Origin of the sequence: Citrobacter sp. wls706, assembly GCF_005281305.1 — a bacterium.
In the GTDB taxonomy this organism is placed as follows: Bacteria; Pseudomonadota; Gammaproteobacteria; order Enterobacterales; family Enterobacteriaceae; genus Citrobacter; species Citrobacter werkmanii.
The window spans coordinates 198,659-211,097 of the sequence record NZ_SZXG01000030.1; the positions used below are offsets into that span (position 1 = coordinate 198,659).

Consider the following 12,439-nt stretch of genomic DNA (forward strand, 5'->3'; position numbering starts at 1 on the left):
TCCGTTTATCTGCTGATTGTGGTACGACCAGTTAGGCCGTCCATTTTTCAGCGTAGTCAACGTTAGCAAAAGCGCCAGTCAAAACGTGCGTTATCCTGTAAAGAGTTTGCCATCCCGGACAAGATCGCGTGGATAGCTATTCTTCAATCGCGATCCAATACTTTTTGCCAGACCAATCGGCTGATGCTGGAACGTAACCAACACATCGTCAGTTGCGGGTGAAGTTTGCGGGTAAACATCTCTACCGCGATACCACTCTTCCGCTTCGGCGAGGCTCAGTTCGAACGCATGGCTGTGGCTTGGATCGGCGAGGGCGATGATGGCTTCATGCTGCCAACGATACCCTTTGTTATGGGTCTCAGCCAGTTTAACCCCGAGTCGTGAGAAGCGAACTTTGCCAATCAGGGGTTCAATCTCTGTCGGAAATAACCAGATCTCTTTATCGCGCTGCCACAGGCGCAAATTATCTGCCCATTGTAATCCGCAGGCGTTAGCGGCCTGGGCAACAAGCGCGGATTCACGTCCTTTCAGCGGGCTGAACGGGAAGTTACCCACTTTATATTTCGGTGAGGGTAGCGCAGGAATGGCGGCCGTTTTGCGCAAACGCGCGACGAAGAAACCTTCACAATCGTAGATCTGCGGGAACACATGCAGGAATCCTTCCGGCGTCAGGGCGCGTTCAGCCTCCGGGAATAAATCGCCCAGCGGTAAAAATTCAACGGCATCCGGGTAGGTTTCAATCAACCACTGCATAATGGCTTCGTTTTCGTCACGGTTTAGCGTACAGGTTGAATAAACCAATGTGCCGCCGGGACGCAGAGCGTGAAATGCGCTGTCGAGGAGCTCACGCTGGGTTGCGGCAATTTCCAGATTACTTTCTATGGACCAGTTTTTCAGCGCATCGGGATCTTTACGTACCACACCTTCGCCGGAACATGGAGCATCCAGCAATATGGCATCGAATGTTTCTGGTAATGCCGCGCCGAATACCCGCCCGTCAAAATGGGTCAGGGCGACATTGTTGATACCGCAGCGGCTGATATTGGCATGCAGGACTTTGACGCGACTGGCGGAAAACTCATTTGCCAGAATCACGCCCTGATTATTCATTTTGGCGGCAATTTGCGTGGTTTTGGAGCCGGGAGCTGCCGCGACATCCATTACGTGTTCCGGGGTATTGCCATCGGCAAACAGCGCGGCGACAGGCAGCATTGAGCTGGCTTCCTGAATATAAAACAGGCCGCTTAAATGTTCTGCGGTGCTGCCGAGCGGCAGTGACGTTTCATCATCGCGTTCAATCCAGAAGCCTTCAGCACACCATGGAACAGGGGTGAGCGACCAGTTATATGGCGCTGTCAGAGTGAGGAAATCGGCAACAGAGATTTTCAGCGTATTGACGCGGATGCTACGGCGCAGCGGACGCTGGCAGGCAGCGAGAAAATCATCGAATGAGAGCGTGGAAGGCATTGCTTCACGCATTTGTGTCAGAAAGGCGTCGGGAAAATAAGCCACTTGGTACCACCGGCAAAAAAACAGGTGCGCAGTGTAGCATAAGTGCTCCGGCGCGAGTACGCCGGAGCAAAGGGAGAGGTTATCGTGGCAGGGCGGTTCCCCATTCACGCCACTCTTTCGGTTCGCTTTCCTGCAACAGGAAGTGTTTACCAGCCTGTGCTTTCGGGGCCAGTGGCGTACCCGGCGGGGTTGCAAAGGCGATCCCACCGCGAATGAACTGATTAAAGGTACCGGTCTTCACGACGCCGCCGGTCAGGCCGAAGTCGAGACTGTAGCCGGATGCCAGCCAGAATACAGAGTTGTTACGCACCAGATGCTGATAGCGCTGGCTGATGCGCATAGCGATCATCACGCGATCGGAAAGGGAGCCGAGCGTCAACCCGGTGACGGTCCCGACTTCAATACCTCTGAACAGAACTGGCGTACCGATGTTTAATGAACCCGCTTCCGGTGCTTCCACCACAATACTCAGACCATCGAGGTAACGAGAGTCGGTGATAGTGGCTTCCTGCAGCTCAAAATCGCGGCGCGGGTTACCGCGGCCAGGTTCAACGTTGATATACGGTTGTAAAATGGTATCTAAATGCTCCACGCCCGCGGCTGAGATTTGCGGGGTAATCACGGAGAAGCGTGTGCCGCTACGCGCAAAGGTCTGTACGTACTCCGGATACAGCACCGCTTTGGCCTGAACTTCATTACGGGAAGTGATCAGCTCTAGCGTCTGGATCTGGCCAATATCGATTCCCAGGTAGCGAATCGGCATACCGGCCGCCAGTTTACCGGCATCGAAGGCGTGCAGGGTTATCTGGCCGCCCACTGCACGCGCAGCGGTTTCTGACGCATACAGAATCCGCTTGTCGCCTTTGCGTTGGCTGGCGCTGGCGCCGCTCAGGTTATCGAAGCTAATTGCGCCTTTAAGCGCTCGCGACAGGGGAGAAGCCTGAACGGTTAAACCGCTGCCGTTGAGCTGGACCTTGGCGCCGCCCTCGGCCCAGAACACGCTGTTGCTGGTCAGCAGGTTGCGATATTCCGGTTTGATATGCAGATCGATATCAAACGCATCGGCGCGTGGACGAACGCTAATCACTTCACCGACTTCGAATTTACGATAGAGGACCACTGAACCGGCCTGCACATCGGGCAACGTTTCGGCACTCAGGCTGACCGTGGTGGTTGGCAGATCGCTCAGGCTGTTCTCAATCGCCTTTTCCAGGTTGGCATACAGCGGGTAGCTTTTTTTCATTTCACCCTTCGTACCGGGCAAAATACGAATGCCGCCGCTGATCCACTCACTGGCGCTGGCGCCAAGAAACTCTACGCCATCAAGCCCAACTTTGACATCCACCCGACTGTTGACCACGAACTTACTGTCGCCTTGTACCAGCGCGCGATGCTGCGGTTCGATGGCGACGGTAAACGAAACGCCTTTGCTGGAGAGCGTGCGCTCAATCACCTGACCGACCTGAACGCCGTGAAGAATCAGCGGTTGGCCGGCATCAATACCGTAACTTTCCGGCGCGGTCAGCGTCAGCGTCATCACGCCCGGATCGTGTAACAAGGATTGCTCTGCAGGAATCACTGCAAACTGGTTACGCGGTTCGCCCTCGCCAGGTATCAGTTCGAATGTTTTGCCCGTCAGCAGCGAACTGAGATTCGCATCGCTTAACGATAATTTAGGACTGTGTAATTCAATACGCGTGTTGTCACGCAATAGCGTTACGACGCTGGGATCGACCGTCATTTCGCCGGTGACTTTACCGCCCGGATTTAAATCCAGTTTGGTCAGTTGACCGACTTCCAGTCCTTGATACATCAGCGAGGTTGAGCCAGCCTTAAGTCCGTCGCCGCTGGGTAAATCGAGCTTAACGATCACGCCGCGCTGGCTGTGCGCGAGATCCTGATACAAACCAAACGTATCGTCGGCAACGGCGGGTTGCGAATCTTCCGGTGAATCAAAAGCAATGGCGCCATTAACCAGGGCTGCCAGACTCTCCAGCTTCACTTTGGCGCCGCTGAGACTGACATCCGCATCGACCCCTGATACGTTCCAGAAACGACTGCCTTTTTTCACCAGATTGGTAAAGCGGCGTTCAATCAGCACGTCGATGGTTACGCCCTGATTATTTGGATTAATGGTGTAGTCATAGACCCGACCTACAGGGATTTTGCGGAAATAAACCAGCGAACCGCTGTTAAGCGATCCGAGGTCGGGGGCCCGCAGGTGCAGCATCAAATCGCCGTTGTTCAGGCGGTATTTGGGCTGTGTATCAAGCGCGACGAAATGATCCTCTGGCTCGCCGGTACCGGGCATCATGCCGATATAGTTGCCGCCAACTAACGCATCCAGGCCAGAAACCCCCGCCAGTGACGCTTTCGGCGTGACCAGCCAGAACTGGGTATCTTTGCGCAGTGCATCTTTCATATTTGATTTGATGCTGACGCGGACTTCAATTTTGCGCAGGTCTTTGCTGAGGTTGATATCCTGCACCGTGCCCACTTCGACGCCCTGATAGCGAACGGGGGTACGGCCAGGTACAATGCCGTCCGCCGACATAAAGTCAATGGTTACGGTATTCCCGCGATCTTCATAGCTTCCCCAGATAAGCCATCCTGCAATCATCAATGCGATGAACGGCAGCAGCCAGAACGGGGAGATACGACGTTTTGTTTTAATCTGCGCTTCAGTCTGCGAAGCGGGCGTTTCCTGACTCATGTGCATCCCAAAGTAAGCGGCTGTCCAGCCATTCCACTGCAAGAATAGTCAATATTACCGCTGCGCCGAAATAAAACGCAGCCGGTCCCATAGTAAAAGCAAGTATCTGATCGCGATTAATCAGCGACATAGTTAGAGCGATAACAAAAAGATCCAGCATTGACCAGCGACCAATCCAGGTCACTATGCGCAGCAGTTTGATGCGGGTACGCAATCCTTGCTCACAGTTAAAATGAATGCTGATGAGCAACGTAAACATCACAATCACTTTGGTGAATGGCACCAGAATACTGGCAATAAACACGATCGCCGCCACGCCGATATTACTGTTCGCCAGAGACAGTATGCCAGACATGATCGTGTCTTCCTGCCGGGAGCCATTGACATAAATAATCGAGATAGGCAGGAGGTTAGCAGGCAGCAGCAGGACAATCGAGGCCAGCAGAGCAGCCCAACATTTTTGAATACTTTGATTTCTGCGCCAGCGCAACGGTATATGGCAACGAGGGCAGCGACCGCGGGCATCCGGATACCCTGTAAAGTGGCAACCAAGGCAAACGCGAAGCTTTTCATCGGGCCGACGAGCAGGCCTTTGCGGGTAAAAACGGTCCCAAAGCTGTTCTACGTTGAGGTGCGATAACGTCAAAATACTGAGGATCACCAGCGCAATAAAAGCAAACAGTCCCACCCCAGGCTGCAAATAAGCATAGTCCTGAACTTTAATCGACGCGACGCCGATACCCACAAGATAGATATCAAGCATCACCCACTCTTTGAGCCTTTCCAGCATCAGTAGCACCGGGCGTAGGTTCATCCCGAGAATATTGCCAAACCACAGATAAGCGATTGAGGTAACGAGAATAATCGGCGCGCCCGCAACGCAAAATAGCACGAAGGATGCGGTGAGAGGGTCACCCTGGCGGGTCATTTGCCAGATACCCTGCATCACATTGGCGTCAATGCGTACACCGAGCAAAAAGATGTGTAAGAGCGGTTCTCCCCAGGCGAAGGGCATCAGCAGCATCATGGTGACAGCCATTGCTGCCAGGCGCGTTAAGGACCAGTCGCGCCCGTCACGGATTTTCGCCTGACAGCGTGGACAGAATGCACTTTGGTGCGAGCGCATTTTAGGCAAGCTAAAAATCAGGTCGCATTCAGGACAACGATGATAATGTGCACGCGGGAGTGCCTCACCGATGGATCTGATGGCGATTTTTTTAGTGGGCGTGATGCGTGATGTCGTAAGGGCCATGTACCGCGTATCAAAATGTTGAAGTAATGTTATCTTAACTCATGACGGGAATGATCTTGAGCATTAACGCATTTAATGTTTATTTTAGTAGGCTGCAGTTTTAAGTAAGACAACTAAGTGATTACATAATGAACAAATCAGAGCTATACACGGATCTGAACCGTGATTTTCAGGCATTAATGGCAGGTGAAACCAGTTTTCTGGCAACGCTGGCAAATACCAGCGCATTGTTGTACGAGCGTCTTGCACAAGTAAACTGGGCCGGTTTTTACCTGCTTGAGGGCGAGACTCTGGTACTTGGTCCTTTCCAGGGCAAAATTGCCTGTGTGCGAATCCCGGTAGGACGTGGCGTATGTGGTACCGCGGTGGCGCGCAATCAGGTGCAGCGCATCGAAGATGTGCACGCGTTTGACGGGCACATCGCATGCGATGCCGCCAGCAATGCGGAAATCGTTCTGCCTATCACCGTTGAAAATCAGATAATCGGCGTGCTGGATATCGATAGCACCGCGTTTGGTCGCTTCACTGAAGAGGACGAACAGGGGCTGCGTACGCTTGTGGCACAGCTTGAAACCGTGCTTGCAACGACGGATTACAAAAAATTCTTTGCGAGCGTCGCAGGATAATCAACGGATAACGTAGCAATTACTGATGACGTCATTATAATGTCGCCTGTTCATGCCTGCGCTTGTTGGCTACGTCCGTTGTAATCAGGAAATTTCATGGAAAATCAACCTAAGTTGAATAGCAGTAAAGAAGTCATCGCGTTTCTGGCCGAACGCTTCCCGCAGTGTTTTAGTGCTGAAGGCGAAGCGCGCCCACTGAAAATTGGCATTTTTCAGGATTTGGTAGAGCGTGTTGAGGGTGAAATGAACCTCAGCAAGACACAGCTCCGTTCTGCCTTACGTCTCTATACTTCCAGCTGGCGCTATCTGTATGGCGTAAAATTGGGCGCAACGCGTGTTGATCTCGACGGCAACCCATGTGGTGAGTTGGATGAGCAACATGTTGAACATGCTCGCAAACAGCTGGAAGAAGCTAAAGCTCGCGTTCAGGCGCAACGTGCAGAGCAACAGGCGAAAAAACGCGAAGCGGCCGCTGCTGCCGGCGAAAAAGAAGACGCACCGCGTCGCGAGCGTAAGCCGCGTCCTGCTCCGCGTCGTAAAGAAGAGGCTGAACGTAAACCTCGCGCTGAAAAACCAGCAGCCAAAGCACCGCGTGCTCCTCGTGAAGAACAGCATACCTCGGTATCTGATATTTCAGTGCTGACGGTAGGGCAGTCCTTGAAGGTGAAAGCAGGTAATAATGCGATGGATGCCACCGTATTAGAAATCACCAAAGATGGCGTCCGTGTACAGCTGAATTCGGGTATGTCTTTGATTGTACGCGCAGAACACCTGGTGTTCTGAAACGGAGGCCAGGCCTGGCATGAACACTTTTTTTAGGCTTACTGCGTTAGCTGGTCTGCTTGCATTAGCAGGCCAGGCACTTGCTGTAGAAGACATCACGCGTGCCGATCAAATCCCCGTTTTAAAGGAAGAAACCCAGCATGCGACGGTGAGTGAACGTGTAACATCACGTTTTACACGTTCACACTATCGCCAGTTCGATCTGGATCAGGCGTTTTCGGCAAAAATTTTTGACCGCTATCTGAATCTGCTCGACTACAGCCATAACGTGCTGTTGGCGAGCGATATCGAACAGTATGCAAAAAAGAAAACTGTCCTCGGCGATGAACTGCGCACGGGCAAGCTGGATGTCTTTTACGATCTTTATAATCTTGCGCAAAAACGCCGATTTGAACGTTATCAGTACGCGTTAAGCGTGCTGGCACGTCCAATGGATTTTACCGGGACCGATACCTTTAACCTCGACCGGAGCAAAGCTCCGTGGCCGAAGAGCGAAGCAGAGCTTAATGCGCTGTGGGACGGCAAAGTTAAATTTGACGAACTCAGCCTGAAGCTGACCGGTAAAACCGATGCGGAAATTCGCGAAACGCTGACGCGTCGCTATAAATTTGCCATTCGCCGTCTGGCGCAGACCAACAGTGAAGATGTGTTCTCACTGGCGATGACGGCTTTTGCTCGTGAAATAGACCCGCATACTAACTATCTTTCTCCGCGCAACACTGAACAGTTTAATACTGAAATGAGCTTGTCTCTGGAAGGTATTGGCGCAGTTCTGCAAATGGATGATGACTACACCGTCATTAACTCCATGGTGGCGGGCGGCCCGGCAGCCAAGAGCAAAGCGATAAGCGTTGGTGACCGTATTGTCGGCGTGGGCCAGACCGGGAAAGGCATGGTCGATGTGATTGGCTGGCGTCTGGATGACGTTGTAGCGCTGATCAAAGGACCTAAAGGCAGCAAAGTTCGCCTCGAAATCCTGCCTGCTGGTAAAGGTACCAAGACGCGCATTGTCACGCTAACGCGTGAACGCATTCGTCTCGAAGACCGCGCCGTTAAAATGTCCGTGAAAACCGTTGGCAAAGAGAAGGTCGGCGTACTGGATATTCCTGGCTTCTATGTTGGCCTGACGGATGACGTCAAAGTTCAGCTGCAGAAACTGGAAAAACAGAATGTCAGCAGCGTGATTATCGATCTGCGTACCAACGGTGGTGGCGCACTGACCGAAGCGGTCTCGCTTTCCGGTCTGTTCATTCCTTCCGGTCCGGTGGTTCAGGTTCGTGACAATAACGGCAAAGTGCGTGAAGACAGCGATACAGACGGCGTTGTGTATTACAAAGGTCCGCTGGTGGTGCTAGTTGATCGCTTCAGTGCCTCGGCATCGGAAATTTTTGCCGCGGCAATGCAGGATTATGGCCGTGCGCTGATCGTCGGTGAACCGACCTTTGGGAAGGGCACCGTACAGCAGTATCGTTCTCTGAACCGTATTTACGATCAGATGCTGCGTCCGGAATGGCCAGCATTGGGTTCCGTTCAGTACACGATCCAGAAATTCTACCGTGTAAATGGTGGCAGTACGCAGCGTAAGGGCGTTACGCCGGATATCATCATGCCGACAGGTAATGAAGAAACTGAAACCGGTGAGAAGTTTGAAGATAACGCGTTGCCGTGGGATAGCATTGATGCTGCGACCTACACTAAATCAGATAACCTGACGCCGTTTGGACCTGAATTGCTAAAAGAGCACAATGCACGTATTGCGAACGATCCTGAGTTCCAGTACATCATGAAGGACATTGCGCGATTCAATGCGATGAAGGATAAGCGCAGCATCGCTTCTCTGAATTACGCTCAGCGTGAGAAAGAGAATAACGAAGATGATGCACTGCGTCTGGCGCGCATCAACGATCGGTTTAAGCGAGAAGGCAAACCGTTGCTGAAGAAACTGGACGATCTGCCCAAAGATTACCAGGAGCCGGATCCGTATCTGGATGAAACGGTAAAAATCGCGCTCGACCTGGCGCATCTTGAAAAAGAGAAGCCAGCGGAACAACCCGCGAACAGTCAATAACCTCAAACAGGCACAAGAAATTGTGCCTGTTTTTTTAACAAGCGCATGAAGACGTCAGTCTGATACGATAAAATGTAAAGTTGTGTCTTTCTGGTGACTTAGCACCCATGGATGCTTGAAAATAGCCATAAGACCCATACGATATGGGTAATCGCATAGTGCGTTTTGTTAAATTGAGGTTAAAAGAAAATTATGATGCGAATCGCGCTCTTCCTGCTGACGAACCTGGCTGTGATGGTCGTTTTCGGGCTGGTATTGAGCCTGACAGGGATTCAGTCAAGCAGCGTTCAAGGCTTGTTGATCATGGCACTGCTGTTTGGTTTTGGTGGTTCCTTCATTTCGCTGCTGATGTCCAAATGGATGGCGTTAAAGTCCGTTGGTGGAGAAGTGATCGAACAGCCCCGTAATGAAAGAGAACGCTGGCTGATGAATACGGTAGCGAATCAGGCCCGCCAGGCCGGTATCGCTATGCCGCAGGTTGCAATCTACCATGCGCCAGATATTAACGCGTTTGCTACCGGTGCGCGCCGGGATGCTTCGCTGGTGGCTGTGAGTACTGGCCTGTTGCAAAATATGAGTCCGGACGAAGCCGAAGCGGTTATCGCGCACGAGATCAGCCACATTGCCAATGGCGATATGGTGACCATGACCCTCATTCAGGGGGTGGTGAACACCTTCGTTATCTTTATCTCCCGTATTCTGGCGCAAATTGCCGCCGGATTTATGGGCGGTAACCGCGATGAGGGCGAGGGCAGCAACGGTAACCCATTAATTTACTTTGCGGTGGCGACGGTGCTGGAACTGGTGTTTGGTATTCTGGCCAGCATTATTACCATGTGGTTCTCACGCCACCGTGAATTCCATGCGGATGCCGGTTCTGCCAAACTGGTCGGCCGTGAGAAGATGATCGCCGCGCTGCAGCGTCTGAAAACCAGCTATGAGCCGCAGGAAGCGACCAGCATGATGGCGTTCTGCATCAACGGTAAATCCAAATCATTGAGTGAGCTGTTTATGACTCACCCGCCGTTGGATAAGCGTATTGAAGCGCTGCGCAGTGGGGAATACCTGAAGTAACCTGCGGAAGTCCAGAAGAAGCGCGTCGCCAGACGCGCTTTTTTTATGCCTGAACGCGCGGCTGCGTGATACGTAAGCCGCTCACTATGGCGGCAGCCGTTGCCAGTACACCCGCGGTTATCAGCGACATATGTGTTCCGCTGTCACCAAACTGATTGAGCATTAACGCCACCAGCGCCGCGCCGGTACTTTGTCCTAACAAGCGCGCGGTCCCCAGCATCCCGCTTGCTCCGCCGCTGCGTTCACGTGGTGCAGAGGTGATGATGGTGTGGTTATTCGGTGACTGGAATAGACCAAAACCCGCGCCGCACAATATCATCGGCCAGATAATATTAAAATCGGAGGGCGCAGAGGGCAGTAGCACCAGTGCAAATAATCCGCTTGCCATCACGCCCATACCCAATGCACCCAACAATCCTGCGTGGACGCGTTCGATAAGATATCCGGCTAGCGGCGCCATCACCATGGTTGCCAGCGGCCATGGGGTCAGTAGCAGTCCTGTTTCGACTTCGCTACGACCGAGCACGGTTTGTAGAAAGAAGGGCAGAGAAACCATCGCCAGCATTTGTGCGCTGAATGAACAGATTGACGTGCAAATCGAGAGTGAAAACAGCGGAATGCGCAGCAGGTCAATCGGTAATAACGGTACCGGCAACGCCAGCTGGCGGCGGATAAAGAAAAAACCGACCACGATAAGCGCCACAAGCTCGGCACCAATCAGTTTTAGCGACTGTCCTTGCGCGAACCCACTGAGGGCAGTAATTAACAAGCCAAACGTTAAGGCATTCATTACCGCACTGGGCAGGTCAAAGCGTGGTTTATTGCTGCGGGACGAATTAGGTGGCAGGAAGCGCATGGCCAACAGCAGGGCAATAATCCCCAGCGGGACGTTAATCAGAAACAGCCATTTCCAGGACGAGATAGAGAGGATCGCCGCGGCAATGGTGGGTCCTGCCGCTGAGGAGACCGCCACGATGAAGGAGTTGATTCCCATCCCCCGGCCAAGCTGACGCTGGGGATAAATAAGTCTAATTAAAGCTGTATTCACACTCATCAGCGCCGCACCGCCAAACCCCTGAGCCACACGAGCCAGAGTTAGCATTTGTAGCGAGTCTGATAAAGCACAGAACAGCGAGGCAAGCAGGAATACGACGAGACCACACTTATAAATGCGTCGATAGCCAAACATATCACCCAAAAAGGAGAGTGACAGCAGTGAAACGACAATGGCGATTTGATAGGCGTTAACGATCCAGATTGAGCTGGCGGGTGAAGCCTGAAGGTCGGTAGCAATCGTCGGAAGCGCCACGTTAGCTATTGCGCCGTCGAGTACTGCCATAGAGATGCCAATAACAATGGTTAAAATTGCACCATATCGCTGGGGCAATGGCAGGCCATCAGCCTGAATTTTTTCCATAAGGGGTCATTTTATCGGGAATGATGATGAGAATAATAATCTTAGCATTGATATACAGGCGTTAGGTCGCAGATTTGTAACTAAGTAAGCAAAGAGCGATTGCGAGGGCAGGTTCGTGAAATTATAATAAAAACCGGTTCTGATTTTTATAAAACACTCGTAATGAGGTGATAAATGGCAATCGCAGATCTGGATAAACAACCTGATTCTGTATCTTCCGTGCTGAAAGTTTTTGGCATCCTGCAGGCGCTGGGTGAAGAGCGCGAAATTGGTATTACCGAGCTGTCGCAACGCGTCATGATGTCAAAAAGCACCGTTTATCGCTTTTTGCAGACCATGAAAACGCTGGGTTATGTGGCACAAGAAGGAGAGTCAGAGAAATACTCTCTGACCCTGAAATTATTCGAGCTGGGTGCGCGCGCGTTACAAAACGTTGATCTGATCCGTAGTGCTGACATCCAGATGCGTGAACTTTCACGTTTGACCAAAGAGACCGTACACCTTGGTGCGCTGGATGAAGACAGTATCGTCTACATTCATAAAATCGACTCCATGTACAATCTGCGTATGTATTCCCGCGTCGGTCGTCGTAACCCATTGTACAGCACGGCTATTGGTAAAGTTCTTCTGGCATGGCGTGACCGCGAAGAAGTGAAGGAAATTCTTGACGGCATCGAGTATAAACGCAGCACCGACCGTACTATCACGAATACTGATGAATTGCTGGTACTGTTAGATAAAGTGCGTGAACAGGGGTACGGCGAAGATAACGAAGAGCAGGAAGAAGGCCTGCGCTGCATCGGTGTTCCGGTGTTTGACCGTTTTGGCGTGGTGATCGCGGGCTTGAGTATCTCATTCCCGACGCTGCGCTTTTCCGAAGAGCGTTTACACGAATATGTGGCGATGCTGCATACGGCAGCGCGTAAGATTTCTGAACAAATGGGCTATAACGACTATCCGTTCTAATCCGCAGCAATAGCGCTAAGTGTAAAAC

At 52.0% G+C, this 12,439-nt stretch carries 9 protein-coding genes; 5 read left to right on the top strand and 4 right to left on the bottom strand.

What is annotated here, in order from left to right; genetic code table 11:
* Positions 1–90: 90 nt before the first annotated feature.
* From rsmF to yebS, 3 genes are all read right to left on the bottom strand, one after another.
* Positions 91–1,512 (bottom strand): 16S rRNA (cytosine(1407)-C(5))-methyltransferase RsmF, encoded by a 1,422-nt coding sequence (gene rsmF / locus FDW92_RS08860; RefSeq protein WP_137400605.1) that lies wholly within the window; start codon positions 1,510–1,512, stop codon positions 91–93.
* A 79-nt stretch (positions 1,513–1,591) separates the two neighbouring features.
* Positions 1,592–4,225 carry a PqiB family protein gene (locus tag FDW92_RS08865; RefSeq protein WP_042307836.1) on the bottom strand — a complete coding sequence of 878 codons (2,634 nt, stop codon included), beginning with the start codon at positions 4,223–4,225 and terminating at the stop codon, positions 1,592–1,594.
* Positions 4,194–5,477: a membrane integrity lipid transport subunit YebS gene (gene yebS / locus FDW92_RS08870; protein ID WP_042307837.1), complete on the bottom strand. Its 1,284-nt coding sequence runs from the start codon at positions 5,475–5,477 to the stop codon at positions 4,194–4,196. The genes FDW92_RS08865 and yebS overlap by 32 nt, the downstream gene beginning before the upstream one ends.
* A gap of 128 nt (positions 5,478–5,605) precedes the next feature.
* On the opposite strand from yebS, the gene FDW92_RS08875 reads away from it, so the two are divergent.
* The 4 genes from FDW92_RS08875 (at position 5,606) to htpX (ending at position 10,028) form a co-directional block, all read left to right on the top strand.
* Positions 5,606–6,103 carry a GAF domain-containing protein gene (locus FDW92_RS08875; protein WP_042307838.1) on the top strand — a complete coding sequence of 166 codons (498 nt, stop codon included), beginning with the start codon at positions 5,606–5,608 and terminating at the stop codon, positions 6,101–6,103.
* Positions 6,104–6,199: 96 nt separating this feature from the next.
* On the top strand, positions 6,200–6,886 hold the full coding sequence (proQ, locus tag FDW92_RS08880) for an RNA chaperone ProQ (RefSeq protein WP_137400606.1): 687 nt from the start codon (positions 6,200–6,202) through the stop codon (positions 6,884–6,886).
* Between the two features lie 19 nt (positions 6,887–6,905).
* A complete protein-coding gene (gene prc / locus FDW92_RS08885; protein WP_042307840.1) occupies positions 6,906–8,954 on the top strand; it encodes a carboxy terminal-processing peptidase in 2,049 nt (682 codons plus the stop codon).
* Positions 8,955–9,146: 192 nt separating this feature from the next.
* Positions 9,147–10,028: a protease HtpX gene (gene htpX / locus FDW92_RS08890; RefSeq protein ID WP_003034964.1), complete on the top strand. Its 882-nt coding sequence runs from the start codon at positions 9,147–9,149 to the stop codon at positions 10,026–10,028.
* Between the two features lie 43 nt (positions 10,029–10,071).
* Here htpX and FDW92_RS08895 read toward each other — a convergent pair whose 3' ends face one another.
* Positions 10,072–11,445, bottom strand: coding sequence for an MFS transporter (locus FDW92_RS08895; protein WP_042307841.1), 1,374 nt, complete (start codon positions 11,443–11,445; stop codon positions 10,072–10,074).
* Between the two features lie 174 nt (positions 11,446–11,619).
* Here FDW92_RS08895 and kdgR point away from each other — a divergent pair, with 174 nt between their 5' ends.
* The gene (gene kdgR, locus FDW92_RS08900; protein ID WP_042307843.1) at positions 11,620–12,411 is read left to right on the top strand and encodes a DNA-binding transcriptional regulator KdgR; all 792 of its coding nucleotides are present in this window, start codon (positions 11,620–11,622) and stop codon (positions 12,409–12,411) included.
* The last annotated feature ends 28 nt before the right edge of the window (positions 12,412–12,439 follow it).